The organism is Actibacterium sp. 188UL27-1, from assembly GCF_016901225.1.
Taxonomy (GTDB): Bacteria; Pseudomonadota; Alphaproteobacteria; order Rhodobacterales; family Rhodobacteraceae; genus 188UL27-1.
Genome location: NZ_JAFEUL010000011.1, coordinates 115,444 through 142,125, shown reverse-complemented (window position 1 = coordinate 142,125; position 26,682 = coordinate 115,444). Strand labels below are relative to the sequence as shown.

26 protein-coding genes and 2 pseudogenes are annotated in these 26,682 nt (G+C 59.3%); 4 read left to right on the top strand and 24 right to left on the bottom strand.

Annotation, left to right across the window (positions count from 1 at the left end):
* Nucleotides 1–362 precede the first annotated feature (362 nt).
* Nucleotides 363–785 carry a hypothetical protein gene (locus IU397_RS15185; RefSeq protein WP_204415320.1) on the top strand — a complete coding sequence of 141 codons (423 nt, stop codon included), beginning with the start codon at nucleotides 363–365 and terminating at the stop codon, nucleotides 783–785.
* Here IU397_RS15185 and IU397_RS15180 read toward each other — a convergent pair.
* From IU397_RS15180 to IU397_RS15155, 6 genes and pseudogenes are all read right to left on the bottom strand, one after another.
* Nucleotides 774–1,112, bottom strand: a pseudogene (locus IU397_RS15180) (transposase); the annotation flags it as partial. The gene IU397_RS15185 and the pseudogene IU397_RS15180 overlap by 12 nt on opposite strands.
* Nucleotides 1,094–1,317, bottom strand: a pseudogene (locus IU397_RS15175) (transposase); the annotation flags it as partial. The pseudogenes IU397_RS15180 and IU397_RS15175, both read right to left, overlap by 19 nt.
* 416 nt (nucleotides 1,318–1,733) lie before the next feature.
* Entirely contained in the window at nucleotides 1,734–2,378 is a 645-nt protein-coding gene (locus IU397_RS15170) for an NAD(P)-dependent oxidoreductase (protein ID WP_204415318.1), read from the bottom strand.
* A 113-nt stretch (nucleotides 2,379–2,491) separates the two neighbouring features.
* Complete coding sequence (locus IU397_RS15165; RefSeq protein WP_204415316.1) at nucleotides 2,492–3,019, bottom strand: hypothetical protein; 528 nt, start codon at nucleotides 3,017–3,019, stop codon at nucleotides 2,492–2,494.
* A 61-nt stretch (nucleotides 3,020–3,080) separates the two neighbouring features.
* On the bottom strand, nucleotides 3,081–3,716 hold the full coding sequence (locus IU397_RS15160) for an isochorismatase family protein (RefSeq protein ID WP_204415314.1): 636 nt from the start codon (nucleotides 3,714–3,716) through the stop codon (nucleotides 3,081–3,083).
* Between the two features lie 236 nt (nucleotides 3,717–3,952).
* Nucleotides 3,953–4,330 (bottom strand): DUF2852 domain-containing protein, encoded by a 378-nt coding sequence (locus tag IU397_RS15155; RefSeq protein ID WP_204415312.1) that lies wholly within the window; start codon nucleotides 4,328–4,330, stop codon nucleotides 3,953–3,955.
* A 131-nt stretch (nucleotides 4,331–4,461) separates the two neighbouring features.
* Between IU397_RS15155 and IU397_RS15150 the strand changes: the two genes are divergently transcribed.
* Together IU397_RS15150 and IU397_RS15145 are read left to right on the top strand one after the other, a co-directional pair.
* The gene (locus tag IU397_RS15150; RefSeq protein WP_204415310.1) at nucleotides 4,462–5,379 is read left to right on the top strand and encodes a LysR substrate-binding domain-containing protein; all 918 of its coding nucleotides are present in this window, start codon (nucleotides 4,462–4,464) and stop codon (nucleotides 5,377–5,379) included.
* Nucleotides 5,380–5,500: 121 nt separating this feature from the next.
* Nucleotides 5,501–5,899, top strand: a complete 399-nt coding sequence (locus IU397_RS15145; protein WP_204415308.1) for a hypothetical protein — start codon at nucleotides 5,501–5,503, stop codon at nucleotides 5,897–5,899.
* 358 nt (nucleotides 5,900–6,257) lie between these two features.
* On the opposite strand, the gene glpD is transcribed toward IU397_RS15145, so the two are convergent.
* Entirely contained in the window at nucleotides 6,258–7,826 is a 1,569-nt protein-coding gene (gene glpD, locus IU397_RS15140) for a glycerol-3-phosphate dehydrogenase (protein ID WP_204415306.1), read from the bottom strand.
* A 109-nt stretch (nucleotides 7,827–7,935) separates the two neighbouring features.
* On the opposite strand from glpD, the gene IU397_RS15135 reads away from it, so the two are divergent.
* Entirely contained in the window at nucleotides 7,936–8,712 is a 777-nt protein-coding gene (locus IU397_RS15135; RefSeq protein ID WP_204415305.1) for a DeoR/GlpR family DNA-binding transcription regulator, read from the top strand.
* A gap of 706 nt (nucleotides 8,713–9,418) precedes the next feature.
* On the opposite strand, the gene IU397_RS15130 is transcribed toward IU397_RS15135, so the two are convergent.
* From IU397_RS15130 to IU397_RS15050, 17 genes are all read right to left on the bottom strand, one after another.
* Nucleotides 9,419–9,961, bottom strand: coding sequence for a c-type cytochrome (locus IU397_RS15130; protein ID WP_204415303.1), 543 nt, complete (start codon nucleotides 9,959–9,961; stop codon nucleotides 9,419–9,421).
* Nucleotides 9,962–10,077: 116 nt separating this feature from the next.
* On the bottom strand, nucleotides 10,078–11,328 hold the full coding sequence (locus tag IU397_RS15125; protein ID WP_204415301.1) for a sorbosone dehydrogenase family protein: 1,251 nt from the start codon (nucleotides 11,326–11,328) through the stop codon (nucleotides 10,078–10,080).
* Nucleotides 11,329–11,476: 148 nt separating this feature from the next.
* A complete protein-coding gene (locus tag IU397_RS15120) occupies nucleotides 11,477–13,045 on the bottom strand; it encodes a GMC family oxidoreductase (protein WP_204415299.1) in 1,569 nt (522 codons plus the stop codon).
* Between the two features lie 15 nt (nucleotides 13,046–13,060).
* On the bottom strand, nucleotides 13,061–13,597 hold the full coding sequence (locus tag IU397_RS15115; protein WP_370541701.1) for a Twin-arginine translocation pathway signal: 537 nt from the start codon (nucleotides 13,595–13,597) through the stop codon (nucleotides 13,061–13,063).
* On the bottom strand, nucleotides 13,594–13,989 hold the full coding sequence (locus tag IU397_RS15110; RefSeq protein ID WP_204415297.1) for a VOC family protein: 396 nt from the start codon (nucleotides 13,987–13,989) through the stop codon (nucleotides 13,594–13,596). The genes IU397_RS15115 and IU397_RS15110 overlap by 4 nt, the downstream gene beginning before the upstream one ends.
* Before the next feature lie 91 nt (nucleotides 13,990–14,080).
* The gene (locus IU397_RS15105; protein WP_204415295.1) at nucleotides 14,081–14,365 is read right to left on the bottom strand and encodes a ribbon-helix-helix domain-containing protein; all 285 of its coding nucleotides are present in this window, start codon (nucleotides 14,363–14,365) and stop codon (nucleotides 14,081–14,083) included.
* Nucleotides 14,366–14,367: 2 nt separating this feature from the next.
* Complete coding sequence (locus IU397_RS15100; RefSeq protein ID WP_204415293.1) at nucleotides 14,368–14,574, bottom strand: hypothetical protein; 207 nt, start codon at nucleotides 14,572–14,574, stop codon at nucleotides 14,368–14,370.
* A gap of 178 nt (nucleotides 14,575–14,752) precedes the next feature.
* The gene (recN, locus tag IU397_RS15095; RefSeq protein ID WP_204415291.1) at nucleotides 14,753–16,402 is read right to left on the bottom strand and encodes a DNA repair protein RecN; all 1,650 of its coding nucleotides are present in this window, start codon (nucleotides 16,400–16,402) and stop codon (nucleotides 14,753–14,755) included.
* A gap of 45 nt (nucleotides 16,403–16,447) precedes the next feature.
* Entirely contained in the window at nucleotides 16,448–17,299 is an 852-nt protein-coding gene (locus IU397_RS15090) for an outer membrane protein assembly factor BamD (RefSeq protein WP_204415289.1), read from the bottom strand.
* Between the two features lie 127 nt (nucleotides 17,300–17,426).
* Nucleotides 17,427–18,347: a UDP-3-O-acyl-N-acetylglucosamine deacetylase gene (lpxC, locus tag IU397_RS15085; RefSeq protein WP_204415287.1), complete on the bottom strand. Its 921-nt coding sequence runs from the start codon at nucleotides 18,345–18,347 to the stop codon at nucleotides 17,427–17,429.
* Nucleotides 18,348–18,710: 363 nt separating this feature from the next.
* Complete coding sequence (gene ftsZ, locus IU397_RS15080) at nucleotides 18,711–20,297, bottom strand: cell division protein FtsZ (RefSeq protein ID WP_204415285.1); 1,587 nt, start codon at nucleotides 20,295–20,297, stop codon at nucleotides 18,711–18,713.
* A 280-nt stretch (nucleotides 20,298–20,577) separates the two neighbouring features.
* Complete coding sequence (ftsA, locus tag IU397_RS15075) at nucleotides 20,578–21,912, bottom strand: cell division protein FtsA (RefSeq protein ID WP_204415283.1); 1,335 nt, start codon at nucleotides 21,910–21,912, stop codon at nucleotides 20,578–20,580.
* The gene (locus tag IU397_RS15070; RefSeq protein ID WP_204415281.1) at nucleotides 21,909–22,796 is read right to left on the bottom strand and encodes a cell division protein FtsQ/DivIB; all 888 of its coding nucleotides are present in this window, start codon (nucleotides 22,794–22,796) and stop codon (nucleotides 21,909–21,911) included. Before IU397_RS15070 ends, ftsA begins: the two co-directional genes overlap by 4 nt.
* Complete coding sequence (locus tag IU397_RS15065; protein ID WP_204415279.1) at nucleotides 22,784–23,698, bottom strand: D-alanine--D-alanine ligase; 915 nt, start codon at nucleotides 23,696–23,698, stop codon at nucleotides 22,784–22,786. The genes IU397_RS15070 and IU397_RS15065 overlap by 13 nt, the downstream gene beginning before the upstream one ends.
* Before the next feature lie 106 nt (nucleotides 23,699–23,804).
* Nucleotides 23,805–24,728: a UDP-N-acetylmuramate dehydrogenase gene (murB, locus tag IU397_RS15060; protein ID WP_204415277.1), complete on the bottom strand. Its 924-nt coding sequence runs from the start codon at nucleotides 24,726–24,728 to the stop codon at nucleotides 23,805–23,807.
* Nucleotides 24,729–24,923: 195 nt separating this feature from the next.
* On the bottom strand, nucleotides 24,924–26,180 hold the full coding sequence (locus IU397_RS15055) for a hypothetical protein (RefSeq protein ID WP_204415275.1): 1,257 nt from the start codon (nucleotides 26,178–26,180) through the stop codon (nucleotides 24,924–24,926).
* A gap of 96 nt (nucleotides 26,181–26,276) precedes the next feature.
* Nucleotides 26,277–26,564, bottom strand: a complete 288-nt coding sequence (locus IU397_RS15050; protein ID WP_204415273.1) for a DUF2484 family protein — start codon at nucleotides 26,562–26,564, stop codon at nucleotides 26,277–26,279.
* Between the last annotated feature and the right edge of the window lie 118 nt (nucleotides 26,565–26,682).

Sequence of the window (26,682 nt, the reverse complement as noted above, 5' to 3'; positions counted from 1 at the left end):
AACCACCGTCCGCACACAAGCCTCGCTGGTATGACGCCAGCCGAATATGCTAACCGGTCAAAGGAAGACCAAAACCTGAACAGAGCTAACCTAAATTAGCGGACTCTAAGGGGAGCAGGTCACTACCAACGTCGTGTTCCGCAGAAGTTGCAGGCTCACCTAGGTATTCGTAGATGGCAATTGCCATGTGGCGATGTCAGATACTCCAAGGCTGTTCAGATGGTGGTGACTTGGGCTGAAGAACACGACGAACTCATCGCCAAACTTCGCAACCCTGACAGGCTGGGGTGGCTGCTGTGCGGGAGGCTAAGGCCAAACGTTCTGCTGAACCTGATCCTCTGGGCCTCCCTAGCTTCTACGAGATGACAGAACAGCTTGAGGGTGAGAAACAATACTTCACCCGAGAATCCCTGCCCCGCCCCTGGCAGGCAGCGGCGAAGATGCTGGCCGAGGCCGACTATGCGGGAAAGCCTTCATTGGACGTGCCGATCTGGGAGATCAACTATCGAATTGAAGAGGTGAAACGTGGTGACGCTATCGTTGGCAAGAAGTCCCTTCCGGGGTTGCCGGGGCTGAAAGAATACGTTGATACTCTCGACCCCGAGTTGGTTGCGGCTGCGAAGGTCGAGATACGCGATACTCCGTTGATGCCGATCTACACCGATCTGCGCTTGGACAGGTTGAAGGCTGCGTATGCGGTTGGCTTCGGACCAGATCGGGAGCCGCCCGCTGATGTAGATCTGGAGTTGGAGTTCCCCCGGTTTCGTGGACGGTTATGGGCTTAGAGATTCCAGCCCTTCAGCGGCGGTCCTTTCGTAGTTGATTGGTGACTTATACCCCAAAGCTGAATGGCGGCGCGAGGGGTTGTACCAGCCCTCGACGAACTCGAAGCAGGCCACTCGGGCCTCAGCCTTGGTCTTGAACTTGCGCCGGTCGAGCAACTCGCATTCAAGCGTGGCGAAGAAGCTCTCGCACATCGCGTTGTCGTAGCAATCACCGACCGATCCCATCGACGGTCGCACGCCCATCTCTTTGCAACGCAGGCCAAAAGCCACCGATGTATATTGCGATCCCTGGTCGCTATGGTGAATGACGCTTTTGGCTTGTCGTCGAAGACATCCGTCACGCCATCGAGGAGCTGGTCTTTCCACTGCTTGATCTGGTTGGGATGCACATCGAACTGCGTCGCAGGTTCGCCCGTGCTTCATGGAAAACCGTCCACTGGACGCTTTTCTGATCCCTCACACCCTTGTCGCCCTTCAAAGCCGCCAACGCGACTTTCGCCTTGAATGCAGGGCTGTGGTTCCGTCTTGCCATCTTCGCTCCTTCGTCCCGGCAGGCTGCCGGATCACGAGCGAAAAATCCACCTAACTCAACTGTTCAGGTTTCTCAGGCCACCTCTGAAAGCGATCTTTGGCGTCCTCGGCTTGAAAATAGAATGATAAAGAATTGCTCTTAAAGCTTGCAAGAGACGACTGCTCTAACTGACCTGCTCAGACATCGGCGCAACCGCAGCGAAATGGCGCTAGATCCGCGAAGCCAAGATGTTCACAATTTGTTCCTAAAGATGCCCAACTACGCACGTTCGGCCCAGATAGACCATCCAGTTGAACCCAGCGATCCGAAAGGTCTGATCTTTACGTTTCAGAATGACCAGGCGCCAGTCTTTGCTGTCAGGTCAGTCCTTCATCAGCACTTTGCTCTCATATCCCGGCAGCACAGTCGGTCTGGCTTTAGTCGGAGATCAGGACACCGCCGCCATCAAATCTTTTGTCAGACACCATGGATGCGAGGAAAGCTGCAACGCTGGCGCGGGCGACGGTCGTGGGCTGTGGCTGCCCCTCGAAGTCCGTCATGTGCCGCAGATCGCTTCTGCGTTTGCCGTCTGTCAGTTCCGCTGGCTGCACGATGACCCATTCCGGTAGACCGGAGGCCATAACCACCTCCTCTTGGACTACTCGGTCGGCCAGGATGTTGCGCAGCAGAAACGGCGCAATGATGTTGCGGAACGGCCACCGGCCCCGACCCTTGGAGAACCCTGCGCCGATGCTGGTCATCGCGATCAAGCGTGGTACGTCATGGGCCTGCATGGCCGCCACCACGTTGCGCGTGCCGACTTCGCAGATATCCGTTGGCCGCAAAATCGTATCGCGGTTCAGGGGCGCGCCGAAGGTCAGGATCACCGCGTCGTGGCCAGGTACCGCCGCCTTCAGATCTTCGGAGCTACGAACATCTCCTGATGCAAGATTGAGCCCGGTTGCCGGCCCAAACCCGCGCGAGGATCGGGAGAATGCGGTGACCTCATGGCCCAGTTGCAGGGCTTCCGCCACAGTCTTCCGCCCAATATTGCCGGTTGCGCCGACCACTAGAACTTTCATCTATCCGCCTCCATTTCTTCATCTTTATTGCGGCGTGCACTGCGGATTGGCCGGAGTAGCTGCCACATTTGCCACCGCGCTCCCGTCGCCGCGTAAGAACGCCTGTTTCGCGGTCATACCTGCCGGAGGATACGACTGTTTCGCCACAGCCAACGCGCTGGAAAGAATGCCACAACGCAACCGAACATGGCCATTATCAGCGAAAGGGTAAGAGGCGTATTCGTGGCACTGCCGATAACGACCGAGGAATAGGCGAAGTAAAGGCCAATGCCGACAAACGCGGCAATACCCACATTGCTCGCCCCGATCAGGACGGCGCGGCGCCAATCCGCCGCGGCACTCAGCCACAAGTCGGCCGCAAGGATCAGACCACCAGCCATCAGCTCCACAGCGGCGAAGGCCAGCGAGAAACGGATATTTGCAAAGACACCGGCAAAAAGCGCTTCAACCTCTTGCGGCAACGGTTCGCCACCGGTCATCGTCGTCATAGGCGCGAGAAGATTAGCTGGAGAGATCGTCGATAGGTAGCGCGCCACAATCGGTTGTGCGACCGGTGCCGCCAAAAGGATACCACCGATGATGGTCCAGTTGCGGCTCAGGCGATCCTGCGGCCACGAGGCATTGGAAGTGGTTTCGGTCATGGTCAAACACTCCGGGAAAGGCCGCCGCCCTTTCATCTGAGGGCGGCGGTGGAAGATAGGGTTACTCACCCGCCATCGGGATCGGCGGGTGGCCATTCAGCCCCACAGCCTGACGGACCTCATCGGCATGGGTGGCGGTTCCGAGGAAGTTGTTCATCGCCGCTTGATATTGCCCCATATGCTCGCTCAACAATTTGCCGATGTGGTGGCCATTGACCTGGGTGTTCCCAGCGAGCTCTGCCAGTACGGCGACCCATGTGGTAACAATAGCGCCGGCAGCGGCAAGCCGGGTGGCGGTCACCTGCGTGATGAGCGGGTTGAAATCGGCGGAGGCGTCGATGACGACGTAGACCTCGTAGCCGTCGCGCAACGCCGAGATCGCCGGGAAGGCAGCGCAAACCTCGGTCGCCAGGCCTGAAATCACAAGCTTTTCGCGCCCCGTCGCTTCGACTGCCTTGCGCGAAGCGTCGTCGTTCCAGAAGTTGACGAAGGGCCGGTCGATGACCTCAACGTCAGGAAAGATCGCCTTGAGTTCCGGCATCGTTGGGCCGTTTGGACCTTGTGGCCAGCTGGTCCCCATAATCACAGGAATATCGAAAGCCTTGGCCGTTTTTGCGTGGCCCAAGATGTTGTTCTTCATCAGCATCGGATCTGCCGAGTTAAGGAACTGCATCAGGCCGACCTGATGGTCGATCATCAGAAAGGCGCAGTTATCGGGGGTGAGTTCTGAACTGGGTAGAGTCATTGGGGGTCTCCTGGTTGGGTTGGAACAAGTGCGAATGACAGGGCTATGGTGATATTCTGGCCGTCCCGGATCTTTCAGCGAACCACGATAACCTTTCAGATTACTCGGTTCGGACGGCCCCTTGCCACGGGCAGCGACAGCGACAGCGACAGCGACAGCGACAGCGACAGCGAAGGGAGCAACATTGCTCAGCTGGTTGGAGTGTTCTTCATCTCATCCATGAAGCGTTCGAAGGCAGCACGATCCTTCGCAACCCGCAACCGATCGCGGTAGGCAGCAAAGGCTTTCGCCTCTTCCTCCAGACGTGCCAATGTCTCGGCCCGGTAGGTGTCAAAGGCGGTGCTGTCGGTCCTGGGTGCACCCGTCTGCTCCCGCGCAGACGACCCCATGGCGTCAAACATGCGCGCCCGGTGTATCCATGGCAGAGGCATGGCCCCGTCGGCTGACCAGGCCTTGCGCGCGAACAGGACGGACGCGCAAGCGAGCATCGGTAGGAATGCGGCAAAGGCGAAGACGGTGAACATCAAGATGACGGGAAACGCGGATATGTGTGAAAAGTCGTGCATCGTTTGGATCCTTTCTAGCAGCCGGCAATCCAATGGCCGGCATGACTTGCGATTGCCCTTGGATGTGGTGCTTAGGTCGCGTTTCGCATTAGGTAGAAATGACATTGCTTATTGATCAAAATGGAATGGTGATGTTCGAAACCTTGTCCGATGCGCGGTTACTGGTCGTCGCCGGCGAAAGCCCAAGCTTTGCCGAGGCCGGGCGTCGTCTGGCCATGCCGCCGGCGACGGTGACGCGCCGGATCGCCGCGATGGAGGCGGCCGCCGGATTAAAGCTGTTCGAACGGTCGACCCGCGCCGTGCGACCCACCGAGGTCGGCGAGACACTCATCGCCCATGCAAGGCGCCTGATCGACGAAGCCGAGAGCGCCGCGATGTCGATCGAGACTTTGCGCGACACACCGCGCGGCTGGATCAGGGTCACAGCGCCGGTGATCCTGGGGCAGAGCCTACTTGGAGATGTCATCGGCGGCTTTCTGGCGCAGAACCCCGACTGCGATGTCTTCCTCGATCTGTCGAATGAGCGGACCGATCTGATATCGGACGGTTTCGACCTTGCGATCCGTTTCGGGCCGGTGGGCGCTGGCGACCTTATCGCGCGCAAGCTCGGCACGGCCAGTGCCGCACTTTATCGCGGTACGGCCTCGCGTCAGACGCCCTTGGCAGGTCTCGACGATCTCAAGGGATTGCCGGTGGGCTTACTGCGTCGTGCGGATCGCGATGGACGCGTCATACGTTTGACGGATGCAGCAGGCACGATGCACGATCTCCATGTGGCGCCGCGTTTGATCACGCTCGATCCGCTTGTTCTTTGCGATGTGGCGCTGGTCAACGATCTTGTTGTAGCGCTGCCGCGCATGGTGGCCTACCCGCATGTCATTGCTGGCCGGTTGCGTTGCGAATTGCCCGAGTATTCGGTGCAACGTTCCGATGTGTCCGCGGTTTTTCCCTCGCGGCGATTGATGCGGCCCGCCGTGCGAGCCTTCATCGACCATGTGGCCTCTGAGCTGCCGGACAAACTCGAGCGGTATGAGTTCCCTGATCCCTAAGTGATGCCCCCAAGACCGGCGTCGTTGCCAGATTGCTGCGCTAAGGATCGGAGAATTGTGAAAGACGCAGCCGCGCCATGACGCCTATCCTTCCGAAATGTTTCTATCGAGGCTCGTTGCGATGCCCGACCAAGGCTCAACTGAATTCGATGAACGACTGAACTGCGCGTTGGTTCTTTCGTCGTCGCTTTATTTCCGGCTTGTCGCCATGGATCAAACCGAGCGTCGTCAGCGCCTTTGGAGCTGGGACGGCATCCTGCATGACACCACCCGCGACCTCGCCACCTTGTCGGATGCGACAGGCTCGGTTGACGCCCGCATTCAACATATCTTTTCCGGTATATCAGATTTGCGCCACAGCCTTTTAGATCTGGCGGACATTGCCCCGATTGATACGGACCAGCATTCGGTCGCTGTTAACATCGCTGCCCTCAAGGTGGGTGACCTCGCTCTGAACCCGCCGACCATAAGCGATCCCGTAAAGGGATCCGGCACGGGTGTCGCTTCGAGAATGCGCTGACGCAATGGTGGCACGTATTGATCGGTCATCAGACCTTCCGGTCGTCAGATGGAGAAGGTCCCAATCGCCAAACAGGCAAACCATACCACTCAGCCAATCTACCGCTCCAGCCTAGGCAAATCCCTCGCCAGCAGCATCAGTACCGCAAAAGCAGGCTGGTATGTCTTCGCATCATGTCAATTGATGACGATGTTTTGAACATCCGGTTTGGGTCAGAAATGCTTGGCGTTTACGCTGTTTTGTATGGCGCGGCACCTTGATCGGACCCCGAAAAACCGATGCGCAGACGCAAATTGTACCGCGTTTCACCGGGGGTCGGTCCCAGAAGATCACCAGCCCACAGGTTGCTATTTGATCGTCAGGCTGCTGATGCGACCCCTTTTGCGTGTTTTTGCATCCAGTCGTCCAGGGTTTTAAGCTGCTCGGGCGCAAGGCGGAGGCCGAGTTTGGAACGGCGCCAAGCGACGTCTTCGGCGGTGCGGGCATATTCTTTTTGCATCAGCCATTTGACCTCTCGTGCCGTCAGGGTGGCACCGAAATCCACGCCCAGATCGGCGGCAGTGGTTGCATTGGCCAGCATGTCTGCAGCTTCAGTCCCGTAGGCGCGGATCAAACGCAGAGCCCATCGGTCAGTCAGGAATGGATAATCAGCCTGTAACTGCGCAACCAGCTTGGGAGCGCCGCGAACGGGGAAGTCCCCACCGGGCAAAGCGATCCCGGCTGTCCATTCCGCAGGGGTGCCGGGGAAGAAGGGCACGATCCGATCCAACGCATGTTCGGCCAGCTTCCGGTAGGTGGTGATCTTGCCGCCAAAGACATTGAGGATGGGCGCGCCGCCTGCTTGATCGACTTTTAGCACATAGTCACGGGTTGCCGCCGTCGCACTGCTGGCCCCGTCATCGTAAAGCGGGCGAACGCCCGAATAAGTCCAGACGATGTCGTCCTGGGTCACGGGCTGTTTGAAATAGTTCGAGGCGAAAGTCAGCAGGTAGTCGCGCTCCTCGGGCGAGCATTCGGGTTTTTGCGACGGATCCATATGTTCGGCATCGGTGGTACCGATCAGGGTAAAATCTGTCTCGTAGGGAATGGCAAAGATGATGCGCCCGTCTTCACCCTGGAAGAAGTAGCATTTGTCATGGTCATAGAGTTTGCGGGTCACGATATGGCTGCCGCGCACGAGGCGGACACCTTCGGTCGCATTGATGCGGGCACGGTTGCGCAGCACCTCCTCAACCCATGGGCCGCCCGCATTGACCAGCATCTTAGCAGTGACCGTACGGGCGCCGGTGGTGTCTTCGAGGGTGATAGCCCAGTGGTCTGCGTGGCGTTCGGTGGCGGTCACCTTTGTGCGGGTCATGATCTGCGCCCCACGGGTTTCCGCGTCGCGAGCGTTGAGGATGACGAGGCGCGAATCCTCGATCCAGCAATCGGAATATTCGTAGGCCAGTTGGAACCGGTCCTGCAGCGGCTTGCCCGCCTTGTGAAACCGCAGGTTTAGAGTGCCCGTACCCGGCAAAATGGCGCGGTGAGCCAGGCTGTCATAAAGGAACAGGCCCAGGCGGACAAGCCAGGCCGGACGGCGCCCTTTCATCCATGGCATGATGCGGGTAAGCAGCCGAGAGGTCGGCGTGTCACTGTCGAACCGCATGTCGCGGTGGTATGGCAGGACGAACCGCATAGGCCAACTGATATGTGGCATGGCACGCAAAAGCGTTTCGCGCTCGATCAGGCTTTCGCGGACGAGCCGAAATTCGAAATATTCCAGATACCGCAATCCTCCATGGAAGAGCTTGGTGGAGGAAGACGAGGTCGCAGAGGCCAGATCGTTCATCTCTGCCAACCCGACGGTTAGGCCCCGCCCCGCAGCATCCCGCGCGATACCACAGCCATTGATACCGCCGCCGATGATGAACAAATCGTAATCCATAGTTCTGGGTCCTTTAATTCACCTCGCGTCATACGCGCAAAGGACTTTCGATCAAGAACGATGACCGTTTATGTTCGGTTTGCTCTGAAACGAACATGGGGACGGGCTAATGACTGAAAGCTTACGCGTACCAGAGATCCTGGCACTGGCCCGGCGCGACGGTGGTGTGCGGGTGGAGGATCTGGTGGCGCGGTTCCAGGTGACCCCGCAGACGATCCGGCGCGATCTGACCGCCCTGGAGCGCGCCGGCAAGCTGGAGCGGGTGCATGGGGGTGCCGTCATGCCATCGGCCACCCGCAATATCGCCTATCAGGAGCGACGCGCCCTGAATGCCGCCGCCAAGACGCGGATCGGAGAGGCTTGCGCAGCGCTGATCCCCGATGACAGCTCATTGTTTTTGAATATCGGCACCACGACCGAGGCTGTGGCTGGCGCATTGCTGCACCATCGCAACCTAATGGTTGTCACCAACAATTTGAATGTCGCGATGATCCTGGCGGCCAATCCAGAGGCACAGGTGATCGTCACGGGTGGTAAGGCGCGCGGGGCCGATGGTGGGCTGGTCGGCGCACTGGCAATCGATTGCATCGAGCGGTTCAAGCTGGATCACGCGGTCATCGGGTGCTCTGCGATCGATACGGGAGGTGATCTTCTGGATTTCGACCCTGAGGAGGTGGCGGTCAGCAAGACGATATTGGACCGCTCCCGCACCCGGATCCTGGTTGCGGATCAAACGAAGCTATCCCGCCCGGCGCCCATTCGGATCGGAACTCTGGAGCAGATTGATCGGATCGTCACCGATGCGCCGCTACCTGCGCGTTTGGGTTTTGATTGCGGGCGCTGGCGAACCACGGTCGAGATCGCGGGTCCCGAGACAAGCGGCTAACCCCGTCCCGACCGCTGGTGCTCCCGCCCCCTTCCCTCGGCCTTGCGGCCTCATCAGGTGTTGGGCCAGGCCGCCGCACTGCCGTGCAACGGGATCCCGTGCCTCAGGCGGGGATATTTTCGAACACATAATTTGGCTGGGTCCCACAGCCATCCAATTCCGTGAGGTTAGGTGGTTCATGGTTTGAAAATAAGCGATGTCCCTGTCTGGTATTTTCTGGCTGACGGACTGGCAGATTGCACGACTTAGACTGTGTTTTCGAAGGCGTGCGACCAGCTGCGTATTAACCCCAGTAGGCTATTGCTGAGCACCATTCCGAGAGGAATGTCGGCGCGTCCCAAGCAGGATGATCTTCATCAATTGCAATACCTTATGGTGGCAAAAAGCACTTCGAAAATGGGACCCGCTATAGGGTTTTCCAGATCCGCCGGAGTAAGTAGAACTGTTCGCCAGGGTGCCGACCTCGGCATGCGCCATATTCCCGCGTCAAGACGCGAACACATGACGCAACCAAGGTTCGGATCGGTGGCATCATCCGCCAGGCAGCAAATTTCAAGCGTCGACCGAGACGACGTTCCAAGACGCGCTTACCCGTCACGGCGCGCGAAAGTGCTCGCTTACAAACCTAGCGACGTTTCTTGCGCGCCACGCCCAACGGGAGCGGATCGCGCGTGTCGCGCGTCTCCGCTCCGGGCGGGAGCCGTCCTCACCTGGTCAGCGTGAGCTGGGTGGCGGCGTACCATTCAGCGGCGGCGCGCATTTCGGCCTCGGTCAGGGACTTTGCGATGTCGGTCATGGCCGCATGCCTGCGTTTGCCGGTGCGGAAGGCTTTGAGCTGTGTTTCGATATAGATGACGTTCTCACCGGCCAGGTTGGGTGCGTCTTGCATGAGCGACAGACCATCGGCACCGTGGCAGGTGATGCAGGCCGACGGCGCAGCATCGGCGGAAATTCCATCCGGCAGATCCGATATCGCCGTCACACCACCATACCAAGCCGCAAGATCCGCGATTTGCATGTCGGTAAGGGATTTGGCGACAACACTCATCATCTCATGCTGGCGGGTGCCCTCGCGAAAGGCGGTGAGCTGTGCGGCCAGATAGGCGACGGGTTCACCGCCGATATGCGGGGCGACGGGGATCTGGGCATATCCATCCGCCCCGTGGCACGTGCGACATTGCCCGGCAAGCTTTCGACCCGCCTCGGCATCGCCCACCAACTCGGCATGCGCGACACTCCCGGCGAGCATGAGCCCGCCGAGCGTAAATGACGCCAGAAGGAAGATTATTGGCGTCACAGACGATTTACTCGGCCCCGACCCTCGACAGCCTGAAAAAAGGTGGCAGCATAGGATCGGGCGCACGGTCATTCGTAACTGATCCGGTAAAGCGCCCCGGCCAGGTCATCCGATACCAGGATCGAGCCATCGCGCAGGTTCACAACATCCACGGGGCGGCCCAGATATTCGCCATTCTCGTCGATCCAACCTTCGGCGAATGGCTCTGTCGTGGCTGTCCCCTCATCATCGATGAAGGTGACCATCACCCTTGCGCCAACAGGCGTTGTCCGATTCCAGGAACCGTGCTGGGCCGAGAAAATGGCATTACGGTACTTCTCCGGGAACATGTTGCCAGTGTAGAATGACATGCCCAGATCGGCGGCATGGGCCACGGTCTCTGATGCGGGCATCACGACTTCGACCGGGACTTCCTCCCCCTCATATTCTGCCGTGCGGACCGAGCCACCCCCATACCAGGGTGCGCCGAAATGCTGGCCCGCTTCGGTCTGTCGGTTGATCTCGCCGGGTGGGATATCGTCACCCATCCCGTCTACCTGGTTGTCTGTCCACCATAACTCCCCCGTCTCCGGGTGGAAGTCATGGCCGACGGAGTTGCGCACGCCATACGTATAAACCTCACGCGCGCTGCCATCGACATTCATGCGGATGATGCCGCCAATGCCGACCTCATTGTAAAGGTCCAACTTCTCCGCTGGCGCGACATTGAAGGGCTGACCCAGCGAGATGTAGATCTTGCCGTCAGGCCCGATCTTGCAAACGCGCGCAGTGTGGTTGAAGCTTTCTTCCTCCACCGGGATCAGCTTGCCTTTTTCAACCAGATTGAAGGCCGCGACATCAGGGCTTTCATAAAAGAACTCCGCTGCCGGGAAGAGCAGCACGCGGTTCTGCTCGGCGATATAGAGAAACCCATCCTTTGAGAAACACGGACCGTTGGGGATGCTAAAGGTCAACGAGGGGGCGAAATCTTTGACCTCATCGGCGATGCGATCCTTGTTGCGGTCGGTCACGGCCCAGACCTTATCCTTGCGCGTGCCGACGAAGGTGACGATCCCCTGGGGGCCGACGGCCATGTGGCGGGCATCGGGGACGACCGCGTAAAGCTCGATCTTGAAGCCATCCGGCATCGTGATTTTCTCAAGGGTCGCCTTGATCCCGGCAGCATAATCGCCGCCTTGTTCAATAAACGTGAACTCCGTCACGCCGGTCTGTTGGAAATTCGAGAGCTTTTCGAGGTTATCTGGCACCCCGGCCCCTTGCGCCAGGCCAAGGCCCGCCATCAGGGCCAGGGCCGCGATGGATGAAAGAAGTCTGTTCATGGTGATCCTCCCAGTTTGCGTTGGTCTGTTGGCAGGCTGGCTCGCAGCCCCCGAAACCCGTGGCGCCGCCACATACTCGGAAAAATCGCGCATTCAGTCACAGATAGATCCCTGCGAGGCGGTCAGGTGACGCTCCGCAAGTCTGCTCTTATAGGGTGCCACGCCCCAGTTCTGCGGCGATATGGTCCGCCTGGCGAATGGCCAGCGCCACGATGGTGAGGGTGGGGTTCTCTGCCGCCCCGGTTGTGAATTGCGACCCGTCTGAGACGAAGAGGTTCGCGATATCGTGGGTTTGGCCCCACTTGTTGACCACGCCGTCCCGCGGGTTTTCCGACATTCGGTTGGTGCCCAGATTATGCGTTGACGGATAAGGCGGCGTCGGAAAGACACGCGTCGCCCCAACCGCCTCATAAACTGCCATACCCTGCCCATAGGCATGGTTGCGCATTGCGACATCGTTTGGGTGATCGTCGAAATGCACATTCGGGGCGGGCAATCCGTATTGGTCTTTCACATCGTGGTTTAGGGTGATGCGGTTGGTTTCCTGGGGCATATCCTCTCCCACGATCCACATGCCTGCCATGTTTTCATATCCCTCCAAGGCGGTGGTGAACTCGCGCCCCCATCCGCCGGGATCAAGGAAGGCCGCCATGAACGGCAAGCCCAAGGCCAGCGTTTCCAACTCGTACCCACCGACAAAGCCACGGCTGGGGTCATGGCGGCTTTCATCCTGAATGATGCCAGCCATGGTGGTACCGCGCCACATCTTCACCGGTTTGTCGAACATCGCATAGACCGAGCCTGTCATGTGCCGCATGTAGTTGCGCCCGACCTGACCCGAAGAATTGGCGAGCCCGTCGGGGAACATGTTTGAGGCAGAGTTCAGCAGCAACCGCGGGCTTTCAATCGAGTTGCCCGCCACGCAGACCACCCGTGCCTTTTGCAGATGCTGATTGCCATCGGCATCCGCGTAAAGCACGCCTGTGACTCTGCCACTGTCATCATGTTCGATCTTCAGCACATGGGCGCGGTCGCGCACTTCCAGGTTGCCAGTCGCCTCACCTTGGGGGATGTCAGTATAAGCCGACGACCATTTGGCCCCCCATTTGCAGCCCTGAAAGCAAAACCCAGTCTGCTTGCAGGCCACACGGTCGCCATCGGCAGAGTTGATGGCCATGCGGCCCGTATGAACCTGTTTATAACCCAATGCCTTGGCGCCAGCCTCGAAGACCTTGTAATTGTTGTTGCCAGGCAATCCGTCGCGGCCGCCGGTCCGGGTAACGCCCAGCTTGTCTTCCGCCTTGTCATAATACGGGGCCATTTCCGCCGGATCGATAGGCCAGTCGAGCAGATTGGCGCCTTGGACAGGGCCGTATGTCGTGGCTGCCTTCCATTCATGATCCTGAAAGCGCAAGCTGGCCCCCGCCCAATGGGTCGTGGTGCCGCCCACAGCCTTAACGATCCAGGCGGGCAGACCGCTGAAGTCTTTGGCCACGCGCCAGTCGCCCGATGTTGTGCGCGCATCAAGCCAGGCCAGTTGCCCGAAACTGTCCCATTCGTCGTTGATGTAGTCTTGTGGCAGGTGGCGTCCGCCAGCCTCCAGAGCCACGACATGTACGCCTTTCTGGGCCAGTTCATTGGCCAGAACACCGCCGCCTGCGCCGGTTCCGATGATCACGACAACCTGGTCGTCGTTGAGGTCAAATGGTGCCGTCATGGTGCCGTCCTCCTCTTAAACCCAAGTGATGTCGTCAAAACCGCGGTCGATATAGCCACCTTTGGAGTAGCTCTCGCCCTCATATCCAAAGAGCGGCCAGACCGCCTTTTGGTTATAAAGCCCGGTGACGAGCCCGCCGCGCACGGTCTGGAAAAACGCGCTGTCTTCCATCGCGCGCAGCAGGTCGACGCGGTCCCGCTCCCACCCGGTGGCAAGGTAGCTGGCAAAGCCTGCGCCTTGGGCAGCGGCGTCCAGACCGGCAATCCCGGTCTCGATGATAGGTGCCCTTTCAGCATCGTCATAGCCTTTGACGGCGGCAGCGTAGAACGCATCCGCCACATGGTCATGGGGATAGATATCGCGCGCCATCTGGATAAGCGTGGCCATGGTAGTTGGTTGAAGATGCTCCAGTTCCATCGCCCAGGCCGCATCGCGTCCCGTCACAAACCCCGTGCCCACGATGAACGCAGCACCTGCCGCGACACCGCGCGACAGCAAGGTCCGCCGTGTCAGTTTTTGCCGTTCCTCCAGCATGTTATCCTCCCGTTTCATTGGTAGCGGCCATGCCGCTGCAGCACCTCGATCTGGTAACCATCCGGATCGGCCACAAAGAAAAACCGCGCCAGCAAAGTGCCGTCGCGGTTGAATTCGACAATTTTGCGGGGGTTCAATCCCGCCTGGCTAAAGCGTTGATGTTCGACATCGAGATCGCTGACGCTAAAGGCCATATGCCCGTAGCCATCGCCCAGATCGTAAGGTTCAGTCTGGCCTTTGTTGACTGTCAGTTCCAGCTCGAACCTTGTTTCGACATTACTAAGATACAGCAGCGTGAAATCGTCAAAATCCAGCCGATCGGCCACATCCAGATCAAATGCCGTTTTGTAAAACGCAACAGAACGCGCTTCTTCGAGCACGCGCAGCATCGCGTGGATCGCTTTGGCCACAATCTCCTCCCAGCGCGCCTTTGTGACGTCGCCTCATGATTGTGTGGCCGGTATATGCCCCGTGGTAGTAACCGGGTACTACATCGCGCTTTTATTCAGCCGCCAGGGGCTGGGGCACGGCCTGACCCTGGTGGATCAAGCAGGCACAGCGCAAAAGCGAAGTGAAATTCGGCGCCTCGCCCCGCAGTTCCAGCACCTCGGCATGGAGTTTTGACACAAAGGCCGGCGTCGTGATGCCTTCGGCGGCGGCAATGGTATCGAGGATATCCCAATAGGATTGTTCCAACCGGATGCTGGTCGATTGGCCGTTGAGCCGCAATCGACGGGTGGTCGGTTCATAATTGGATGGGTCCTGGCCAGCGAAGATCTGACACATCGTCATTCCTCCCAGATTTTAGATGGAGGCTCAGCTTGCGGCAAGCGGGGGCGCATTTCAACAAAACTATGGTCGGACGCTCCGCGCAGCAGACCCGTATCGTGCCAGTACTCGGAGATACGATTAAACTCCGGGTGATCTCTGATGGCGTGATTTTCTTCGAAAGTGCCTGTCACACCGGTAATGGCGATTTTTAGCCAGGGTTCCACACCAGCCCCCATTTCAAGGCAGATCTTCGGCGCCTGATCGATGTCTAAACCACTGTCATCATGTGTCTGAAAATATCCCCGCCGGAGGCACTAAAATCAAATGGCGCAAGGGATAGATTTTGCGCCTCCGGCGGGGATATTTTCAGACACATGATGAGGGATCGGATGCGCTTTTTGCTCAACCCGAGAGAAGAGCTTTTGCGGCTGCCCTTGCGGCATCCGTTATAGTGTCACCGGCCAGCATGCGCGCCAGTTCCGTGATCCGGTCATCAGGGGCCAGCGGCACTACGGTCGAGGTTGTCTGATCGTTCTGGACCTGCTTTTCGACGCGCCAATGGTGGTTACCCAGTGCGGCAACCTGTGGGGAGTGCGTGACCACCAGGATCTGAGCATCGGATGCCAGGGACTTTAGGCGGCGCCCGACAGCATCTGCCGTGGCGCCGCCAACGCCCCGGTCAATTTCGTCGAAGATTAGCGTAAGACCGTCGGTTTGAGCCGTGAGACAGACCTTCAAAGCCAGAAGAAAGCGCGACAACTCCCCTCCAGAGGCGATCTTGTTGAGCGGGCCGGCAGGGGCGCCCGGATTGGTCGCGACAGTGAAAGCCACTTCATCGACGCCGTCCGGTCCGGGTGTTGCTCTCGACATTTTGGTGGCAAAGATTGCCCGCTCCATCTTGAGCGGGGCGAGTTCGGTGGCCATGGCTTTATCCAGTCTTGCGGCGGCAGTCTGGCGGACTTTGGTCAGAGCCCCGGCAGCATGGTCATAAGTGATCTGAGCGGCATCCAGGGCCTGCTGTAATCCCGCCTCGCGATTGGTGCTGTTGTCCAGCGCCTCCAGCCGCGTGCGCAGATCAGTCGCGAACGTGCCAAGATCATCTGGCGCGACATCATGTTTGCGCGCCAGGGCGCGGATCGCGAACAGACGCTCCTCGACCCGCTCCAATTCATGGGGGTCAAAGGAAAGCGCGTCCAGGCACCCTGCAACGCCATGTTCCGCCTCCCCGAGGGCATCCAGCGCACGCGCCAAGGCATCGAGCGGGGCGTCGAGCCGCCCCTCAACAGCGTCTGATGCTGCTTCGAGCCAACGGATGGCATCGCCCAACTGCCCCTCGGCCCCGTCTAATGACAGCGCGTTATAGGCTTTGGCAATATCTTCGCGGACCCGATTGCCCGCCTGCATGGCGCGGCGGCGGGCATCCAATTCGGCCTCTTCACCCTGTTGCGGGTCCAGCTTGCCCAACTCAACCACGGCGTGGCGCAGGAATTCTTCTTCGGCGCGCAGGCTTTCTGCCTCTGCCCGAGCGGCCCCCAAAGCGGCCTGGGCCGCGGATAAAGCACGCCATGCCGCGCGGGTGGCCGTCTGCGCGGCCCCCGAACCGGCAAAAGCGTCAAGCAGCGCGCGGTGTCCGTTGATGTTCAGCAAGCCGCGATCGTCATGTTGTCCGTGCAATTCCACCAGAACAGCGGAAAGCGCGCGCAGAACCTCGCCTGAACAGCGACGGTCATTGATCCAGGCCGTTTTGCGGCCATCGGCTGTGTTTACGCGGCGCAGGATGAGGTCACCGTCGGCAGACAGACCCGCCTCTTCCAAAACATGATGGGCCGGATGGCCGGAGGGCAGGTCAAACCACGCGGTCACCTCCCCCTGGTTAGCGCCGCTGCGGACCAATTCAGCCCGACCACGCCAGCCGAGCACGAACCCCAAAGCGTCCAATAGGATGGATTTGCCCGCCCCCGTCTCACCAGTCAACACGTTCAGGCCCGGCTGAAACTGCAGATCCAGCCGGTCAATAATCAGAAGATCGCGGATTTCAAGACCGCGCAGCATGGCACACCCTCACCCACCCTGCTGTTCGAACGAAACCCCAGAGGATCAGATCCACTTACCCTGAATCATCTGGCGATAAACCTGGCGCAACCAGCCGTCACCTTTGGCTTCGGCTGTGAGGCCGCGCTGGACCAAAAGGCGATAGCTGTCCTGATACCAATCCGTGCTTTGGAAATTGTAAGCCAGGATCGCTGCGGCAGTCTGTGCTTCGGGTTCCAAACCTAAGGACAGGTAAGCCTCAACCAGACGGTGCAGCGCCTCGGCCGTGTGTTCGGTGGTCTGAAACTCTTCGATCACGACGCGGAACCGATTGATGGCGGCGGGGAAGTGATCACGGCGCAGATAATATCGCCCAATCTCCATCTCCTTGGCGGCCAGATGGCTGAAGGCGAGGTCAAACTTGAGAATCGACGATCGGGCATATTCGCTATCGGGATACCGCTCGATCACGGTCCGCAACGACTGTAGCGCCTGGAAGGTCAGGCCTTGATCGCGACCCACCTCATCAATCTGATCATAGTAGCTGAGCGCGAGCAGATATTGCGCGTAGGCCGCATCTTCATCAGCCGGATAGAAATCAATGTAACGTTGTGCTGCCGCGCGGCTGTTTTCATAATCGGTGTCTTTATGAAACGCGAAGGCCTGCATGATCAGCGCGCGTTTGGCCCATTCTGAGTATGGATAGAGCCGTTCTACCTCACCAAAGAACTCTGCCGCTCGATCAGGCGAATTCGTGGCCAGTTCAAATTCACCGCGTTCAAAGATTTGTTCGGCAGTGAAAGCTTCGAGGTTGGGCTTGCCGCGGCTGACACCGTCCCGAGCCCCGCCGCATCCGGCCGCCACAGCCGTTGCCAGCAGAAGTCCGACCAGTTTCGACCGTGATCTGCCCGATACCATGCGTGCCAACCTCATAACCGTGATGCCGGACCACCACATGACCCAGCCGCCTTTCGGGTGTTAGCATAGAAAATTGGGGGGCAAAACGGCAAAAGATAGCGCGCCTTTTCAGCGTGTTGCTGGTGCCTCACGCAACGGCGGGCAGGTCCGCCACCCGAACACCGACACCCGGCAGACGCGCAATGGTTTCCGGCCCGCAGGACATCCACTCATAGTTGCGCGGATCGGCAAAAAGGGCATGCAACAACCGGTTGGTCATGGCGTGTCCGGCGCGCACGCCTTCGTAGGTGCCTAGGATCGGGCCACCGGCCAAAGCCAAGTCACCAAGCGCATCAAGCATCTTGTGGCGCACCGGCTCATCTGCGTGGCGTAACCCTCCCGGGGTCAAAATCTTGTCGCCATCCACGACGACGGCGTTCTTCATCGTCCCGCCCAATGCCAGACCCTGCTCTCGCATCGCATCAACATCAGCCTGACGACAGAAAGTCCGGCTGTCACAGAGGGTGCGGACAAAGGCACCGTTGGCCATGTCCAACGCCTTGGATTGGGTCCCGATGGCACTGTCCTCAAATTCGATATCAAAACGGATCGTCAGGCGGTCCGCTGGCGTCAACCGTGCCACGGCCACCCCCTCACGTACCTCGACAGGGCGCAGGACAGAAATCGCGCGCAGTGGCTCATCAAGGCGCTGGAGGCCCGCCTTAAGAATGGCCGAGACAAACGGCGCGGAACTTCCGTCGAGAATCGGAATTTCGGGGCCCGACACTTCGACCAACGCGTTCTGCACTCCACAACCAGCAAAGGCCGCCATTAGATGCTCAACGGTAGAGATCGAAACGTCGTCGGCGTTCTGCAGCAATGTACAGAGCTTGGATTGTTTCACACTGTCCCAGCGTGCGGGAACATATGGATCACCGGCAACGCGATCCGTGCGCTTGAACCAGATACCCATTTCGGCAGCCGCCGGAGACACCTTCAATGTCACCGGGCGTCCTGTGTGGAGACCAACACCTTTTAAGGTGAAGGATGTTTTCAACGTAGACTGCACCGGACCCTCGCATACTTACGTCGCGGACAAATGGCAGCGCGCGACAACTTCACAACTATGGAGGGGCCTGCTGCACCTCAACTCAATCATTATGACACACTGAAACATCGCCTTTTTCAGGTCGGCAAAGATTCGCTTAATCGTTTAAGAATATCCGCCAAAGCTCTGTATATGCTGGGTTTTGGCATCGTGAATCACTTCAAAAATACCCTCGCACAGCGTGTATGAATTGTCGTCGCGTCACAATTTCAGAGTCCGTTTTGCAACAAAAAAACCGCCCCAGAAGGGGCGGTGAGGTAGACTGGAGGTTGCCCTGTTAAGCCGGGCTCGATGAAACCTGATGGGCTAGACTACTGTCTTGGGTCAGTTGGCCTGGCGCCGCAGGAATGCTGGGATCTCGATCCGGTCCTGATCCGGATCGGTGTCATTTTCGTCATACTGCGCCGGTCGCTGGGACTGTACCGGAGGCTGCTGACGCATGGTGTGAACAACTTCGTTCCCCTGCCCCGACATCCGCGTAATGAGGGAGCCGATACCAAACCGCGCTGCTCTCTCGCCGCCATCATCTGCCGTCTGGGACACACCGCCATTGGTACGGCCCACAGCGGCCTGAAGGCGAGCCAATGCCTCGGGCGACGGGGTTCCGGGCGCAGGGCGCTCGGCCATGGCCTCCATCGGCATCTCGGCAGGAGCTTCGAGTGTCTCCGGCTCAGGCTGGGGCTGATAGGCTGGGGGCGGCAAGTCATCATCTGCCTGCGGAACCGTTGCCACAACTGCCGGACGTGCGGGTGGCATCCCCTCGAACAATGTCGGCTCTTCTGCCTGGGGCACAGGTTGCTGCACCATCGCTACTGCGGCCTCGGCGACGGCAACATCGGGAACCGGTGCCAATGCAGCGGCAGGAACATCCTCTGCCTCTCCCAGTACGGTTTCCAGGGGCTTGGCCATGGAGCGGCGCGGCACAGGCACATCGCTGGTCTTTTCCGCGGCGTCGATCCCGGTGGCAACGACACTTACGCGCATCTTGCCTTCCATCTCGGTCTCCAGCGTGGAGCCGACGATGATGTTTGCGTCGTGGTCAACCTCTTCGCGGATGCGGTTCGCTGCCTCGTCCAACTCAAACAGGGTCAGGTCATGGCTGCCGGTGATATTGATCAACACACCCTTCGCACCGCGCAAGCTGATTTCGTCGAGCAGCGGGTTGGCGATGGCCTTCTCGGCGGCCTGGATGGCGCGATCTTCACCCTCTGCCTCGCCAGTGCCCATCATCGCCTTGCCCATCTCATCCATCACGGCGCGGACGTCGGCAAAATCGAGGTTGATCAGACCAGGCCGAACCATCAGGTCGGTGACGCCCTTGACACCCTGATACAGAACATCATCGGCCATGGAGAACGCCTCGGTAAAGGTCGTTTTCTCATTGGCCAGCCGGAACAGGTTCTGGTTGGGAATGATGATCAGCGTATCGACGACCTTTTGAAGGCTATCGACGCCCTCCTCGGCCTGGCGCATCCGCTTGCCACCTTCGAACTGGAACGGCTTGGTCACGACACCGACAGTCAGAACACCAAGCTCACGCGCCGCCTGGGCGATGATAGGCGCGGCCCCCGTGCCTGTCCCACCGCCCATACCGGCCGTGATAAAGCACATATGCGCCCCCGCCAGGTGGTCGACGATTTCTTCGATCGTCTCTTCCGCCGCAGCCGCACCAACCGATGGCCGCGCCCCGGCCCCCAATCCTTCGGTCACTTTCAGACCCATCTGAACCTTGGCGACAGACCGACTTTGTTGCAGCGCCTGAGCGTCAGTATTCGCAACGACGAACTCGACCCCTTCCAACTGCTTTTCGATCATGTTGTTGACGGCGTTGCCGCCCGCGCCACCCACACCAAACACGGTAATCCGCGGCTTCAGGTCATCCTGCTCGGGAATCAATAGATTCAGTGTCATGTCTGCTCCGCCTGTCACTCGTTTTTTGGTCGTTCTGGCCGAGGTTGATTTGCCTGTCCCCGGTAATTGACAGACACCTTAAGCAACTTCGGCAGCCAAGTCACTAAAAAAAGGCAAAAATGCCACAAAATATGGAGTGTTCTAAGCGGTCTCTTGCCAGTGGCAGGGGTGCAACCCCGTATCTAGCGGTTTCACGACCACTCAACCCACCCAAGAGCTTGGCTTCAGATGGATTGGCGGTGTCCAGATACCGAATCAATGCGTTAACAACGCATCGCGATCACCAGTTTTCCCGCACCCAGGACAGAACGCGTTTCAGGCTGCGGGCCGGATAGCGGTCCGCCGGAATATCGAAATCCCACCATTCGTCCTGCGGATGGGCGGCGAACAGACACAAACCCACAGCACCGGCAAAGGCCGGGCCAGTCGCCGCCTGGGGCAGACCTTGCACCCGCAGCGGACGACCCAAGCGCACTTGCTGGCCCAGGATCTTGGAGGCCAAACCGTCCAATCCGGGGATCTGGCTTGCGCCACCGGTCAGCACGATCTGTTGGGCTGGCAAATGGTCAAAGCCCGCCGCGTCCAGACGTAGCCGCACCTCCTCGAAAATTTCCTCGACCCGGGGGCGCATGATGCCGATCAACTCCGCCCGGCTGACGGTGCGGCGGTCATGGTGCCAATCGCCGGTATCACCGCCGATCTCGATCATCTCGCGGTCATCCATGCCAGTCGCGACCACCCCGCCGTAAAACGTCTTGATCCGCTCGGCCAAGGCCAGGGGCACCTGGAGACCTTTTGAGATATCCTGCGTCACATGATCCCCGCCGATCCGCACACTGTCGGCATAGATCATGTGCTTTTTGATAAAGATGGACAGGCCGCTGGCCCCGCCGCCCAGGTCAATGCACGCCCCGCCCAGTTCCTGCTCATCCTCGACCAAGGCAGACATGCCCGAAACGTAAGCGCTGCTGGCCAATCCGGCGAGTTCCAGATCACACCGCTTGATACAATAGGCCAGGTTCTGAACCGCATCGCGGTCGATGGTCAGCATATGCATATCGGCAGCCAATTCATTGCCCATCTGCCCGCGTGGATCGCCCAGGCCTGAGCGATGGTCGATGGCAAAGTTGACGGGCTGAGCATGCAGCACTTCCCGCTCCACCCCGTAATCCGGCACGTCACAGGCCGCCAGAACGCGCGCCACTTCCTGTTCGGACACAACCGTATCGTCCAAAGGCACCCGACCATCCAACCCATAGGATCGCGGGCGCGCCCCGGCAAAACTGGCAATCACATGGTCAACGCGCACATTGGCCATCTTTTGCGCAGCCTGCACTGCGGTGCGTATCGCGCGCTCTGTCTCCTGCATCGTCTCGATCTCGCCAAAGGCCACACCGCGCGACCGTGTGGTCGCGGCTCCAATGACCCGGAACCTGGACTGCCCTGCCAAGCTGCCGATCCCGTCACTTTCCGCAAACCGCGACGGACCGTCGAACCGAAGCACAAGACACGCGATTTTCGAGCTGCCCACATCCAAAATGGCAATCACACCCCGATCCATGGCCTGCTTGCGCATCCGGCGCATGGTCCGCTGTGCGAGATAAAGGTCGGTCATTCCTGGGGCTCTCCTGCCTCTATGCTTTTGATCCGGCGCATTGCCTCAACCGCCGTGCCCGCCAAACGCAGGGTTGGTCGGCGCGGATTGCGCAGATCGATATGGGTGATGTCGCGGGCCAGCATGTCCTGGGCCTTGTCCAGCGCGATCAGGCGTTCCAGTACGGGCACCGGATCGGTCTCCGGCAACTGGATCAACTGGCCCCGATCCAGGGCAATGTCCCACCGTCGCGCACCTTTGCGACGCAGGCCGCGCATCCGGTCCGCAAGCGGTTCAGCAGCCGCAATCAGGGCCAGCGCCTCGGGCACCGCATCATCCGCCCCATCCCCTGCGATCAGGGGCAAATCGGCGCGGTCCGTGCGCAGGGTCAGTGTATGGATTGGGTGGCCGGTCTCATCCAGGCTCAGCAAACCGGTAGGCGAACGCCAGACAACAATCGCCTGCCGCTCCTCGATCCGGACCTGCAACACACCGCCGGGCCGGATATGCAAATGCGCCGCTGCCACAGGATCAAGCGTTTCGATAAGGGCACGGATCGCCGGTAGGTCCATGTCGAACGAACTGATCGGGAAATCCACCGGCACCAGAGTATGGATGTCACCGGCCAGATCGGGGGAGGCGCCCTCGACCGACATCAGGTTCACCATGAATTCCGGGCGTTGCTCGATGGCGCGGCGGGTGTCCTCGTACGTGGCCACGATTGCCGCCCGCCGCTGTTCACTTTGCAGAAACCAAAGTGTTGCGGCAAAACAGATCAGGAAAGGCAGCCCGACGCGCAGCATCTTGCGGAACATCGGTGTGAGCCACAGCCGATGCATCCGATATGCCACCCGCGAGGGGGCCGGATCACGGGGGCGGACTGGTGGTGGTGTCACCTGTCGCATGAGGCATCCTCCACCATCCATCGGCACAGTTGGCCAAAACTGATCCCGTCATGTGCTGCCTGTTCCGGGCTGAGCGAGGTTGGCGTCATCCCTGGCTGGGTATTGATTTCCAGCAAGATCAGCCCGTCCAAACCCTTTGTGTCATCCCAACGGAAATCAGTGCGAGTGACGCCGCGACAGCCCAAGGCATCATGGGCGCGCAGGGCGTAGTCTTCGCAGGCGCGCGTGATCTGGTCCGGGATGTCAGCGGGCAGGACATGGCGCGATCCGCCGGGTTTATATTTGGCATCATAGTCATACCAAGCATCGGTAATGATGTCGGTCACGCCCAGCGTGCGGTCACCCATCACGGTGGCGGTCAATTCGCGCCCCGGCACAAAGGTCTCCACCATGACCTGATCCGGCATGATGTCAGCGAGTTTCGGGGGACCGTTCGCCCCCTCATGGACCAAATACACCCCGACGGAGGATCCTTCATTGTTCGGCTTCACCACGTAAGGTGGGGCCATCACATGGCTCGTCATAACCTTGGTCTTGGGGGCAATCACGCTCTGGGTCACTGGCAGACCTGCCGCTCGAAACGCCGCTTTGCTGCGCGCCTTGTCCATGGCCAAGGCCGAGGCCAGAACGCCCGAATGCGTGTAAGGGATCCGCAGCCATTCCAGCAGGCCCTGGACACAACCATCCTCTCCCCACCGGCCATGGAGCGCATTGAAGATAACGTCAGGCTGATGAGTGTTGAGGTCCGCAACCAGATTGGCACCGGCATCAATGCGGGTCACGTCAAAGCCCTCGGCCTCCAACGCATCCGCGCAGCCAGTTCCGGTCGAGAGCGATACGTCACGCTCAGCCGACGGTCCGCCCATCAGGACGGCTACTTTTGGGTCTGCCCTGCTCGACATCCCGCCTCATATTTCCGGTCGATAGTGCCATTCTGGCCTTCGACCTTGTTATATGTCTGGTCCGGGCGTCTTTTTCCGCCAGACCGCCTGTAGACTTATTGTCCGCTCAAGGGGCTGGTTCACCAACCCTCATGATCTCCCATTCTAGGGTTATTCCACAGGCCTGGTAAACCTTTTTCCGCACCTCTTCGCCCAAAGATTCAAGATCTTGCGCAGTGGCGTTGTCTGCGTTGACCAGAAAGTTGGGATGTTTTGGGCTCATCTGTGCGCCGCCTTTGGTGGCACCGCGCAGACCCGCATCATCAATCAGCTTCCAGGCCTTCAAGTCGTTGGAATCGTTGGGGTCTCCGGTTGAGGAATGCCCAGCGGGGTTACGAAAGGTGGAGCCAGCGCTGCGATCTTTGGTCGGCTGCGTTGCGTCGCGTTTTGCCAGCTGATCCGCCATCTTCTGTTTCAGGTCAGCGGGTTGGGCACGGTCCGCGCGGAAGATGGCTTGGGTGAGAATCCATCCCTCAGGCAGATCGGTTGAACGGTATTTCATTTTGAGATCAGCGGGTTGCAGGGTCTTCACGGTACCCTCCCGGGTCACGGCCTGCACCTCGACAAGATGATCAGCGACATAGGAGCCATAACACCCCGCATTCATCCGCACCGCCCCGCCGATCGAGCCCGGAATGGTGCGCAGAAAGGTCAGATCAAGCCCCGCCTCCGCCACCTTGCGAGCGACATGGGCGTCAAGGGCTGCGGCCCCCGCCACGACCCTATCCTCTTGAATCTCAACGGAATTAAACCCGCGCCCCAGGCGAATGACAACGGCGCGCAAGCCCCCATCGCGTACGATCAGGTTGGAACCGACACCCATGGGAAAAACCGGAACCTCTGGCGCGAGCCCCGCCAGAAAGCCCCGGAGATCGGCCAAATCCGCAGGCTGAAAAAGCCAATCAGCAGCCCCCCCCACCCGCAACCAAGTCAGATCATGGAGCGGCCTTTCCGGCGTCAGCACCCCCCGCACGGTCGGCAGATCCAGCATCCCAAAACCCCCGAAATCACGACGCACATCCTATGCACAAACCATACATATCCCATACATACGCGATATGCATAAGCCCCGATCTAACACCACTACGGTCTGTGTCAGATTATTGTTCAGGAGCCTCCGGCGGGGATATTTTTGAACACATAATGAAAGCGCGAGCGCGAGAAGAGACAGCGGCGATCCTGTCTTTCATGGCAAGGGAAGCTTTGACGCGTAGTCGATAAGAGCCTTGGCGAATGTTTGGACAGCCGGTTGTTTTGCAGCGACGACCGCCGCGAGGCCATATGCGATGGCCTTTCCAGCGGTAGACCCGACCGCCTCCGCGGTTTTGACAATCACCTTGTCAGCGATCTTTCCGCAGTATTGCAGGGCGGCGAGGAGGGTTCGACCAATGGCCGCCAGCACAGTTGGATTGGGGTCGTCCTTCTGAAGCTCTTTTTCCACCTTCTCCAATTCACTCCAAACCACCACCAGTTCACGGGCGACACCCACTTCGGTCTCGACCAACTCCGGCGGATGGTTGTGAGACCGCTGAACCAACGACGCTGCTTGGGACTTTGCCTGTTCCAACTCGGCCTTCAACATTCGGGTTTGCGCGAGAAGCTCATGCTTTTCTTGGATCAAGTCGATATTTTGGGTGAGGGTGGCGAAGTCGGCTTCCCAGATGTCGTCGGGGAGGAGGGCGATGTCGCGGAGCATGTCCCAGCGGTCTTCGGTTCCATCGAGGGCGCGTTGATACCAATCGATCCAGAAAGACCAGTCTTCACCGTAGCTGGCCTCTTTGGACGGCAGATGAGGAGCAACGTCCAGTGGTGAAACGATATGATCGTGCTCACTCTCTGTTTGGCGAGCCAAAAGCGAAGTCCAAAGACGCTCAAATTCTGAAGGTATCCGGTTTGGAGGCCAGAGTGGAGTACCATTGGGGGTCTCTTGATCAAGCACCTTGATTGCATCCGTTTGAATGGCAATTGTCCAAAGCGGATTGAGCATTTCGGGACTTTCACTGGTCACATCAAAGATGGCGGTACTTGAAGCTGATAAAGCGACGACAGGATCGGTCGCTGCGTCGGCGCATACCGAAACCGCCACCGAGTACAATCGGTCCACGTCCAATTGCTTTACCGAAGCGTCCGAAATGTTCGACAATAGCGAAAGCACCGTGTTTGAAGCACCTCCACACCATACCTGTAAAGCCGTCAATGCTCGGAATGAACGGAGAAGTGGACGCAAAAAGACCTCACGAGATGCTTCCTTGCTACGTGTCCCAGTATAGTATTCGGTGCCGGTTCCATAAGGATTACGATCAAAGAACTTACGCCAGTAAGCCGGCAGAGATCTCAATAATCCACGGTGGGCGAGCCAGACGCAGACCTGTTGGGGCTGGCCGGTCTCTTCCAGCCACTGGAGGAAGCTGTCCGCATCTTTGATGTCGGCGGTTTCTACCATTGGGAGAGCGTGCCTTGCCTTGACAGTGGGGGCAAGGGGTTACCGCTGCGTGGGGAGCGGAGCGCCCGGCCGTCCAGCCAGGCGTGCGTTTGCGGCTTAGTTGTCGGCGGGGGTGGGGGTGTCTTCGTCGGGGCGTTCGCCCATCAGGTGGCGGCGCAGGAAGCGACCAAGGTAGATGAGGGGCCAGCGCAGGACAGAGGCTCCGGCGGCGAAGCACAGTAACCCGGCGAGGGGTCCGTTCTCATACGTGACATAGCCCAGCAGCGGGATGCCCAGCGCGATCAGCACATAGGCCGCAGGCCAGTGATTGCGCCGAGACGGGAACATTGCGGTGACGGTCGCACCGAGGGCCCACATACAGACCAGGATCAACGATATGGGCATGGCGCCCCTCCCGACAACAGTTTCAACTGCGGTTTCTCGTGTTGCCGTCGCGCATTGGACCCGGCCGATTCGTCAACGGTGTTGTTCTACCCAATAGTTAATGACTGGGATTCCCGTT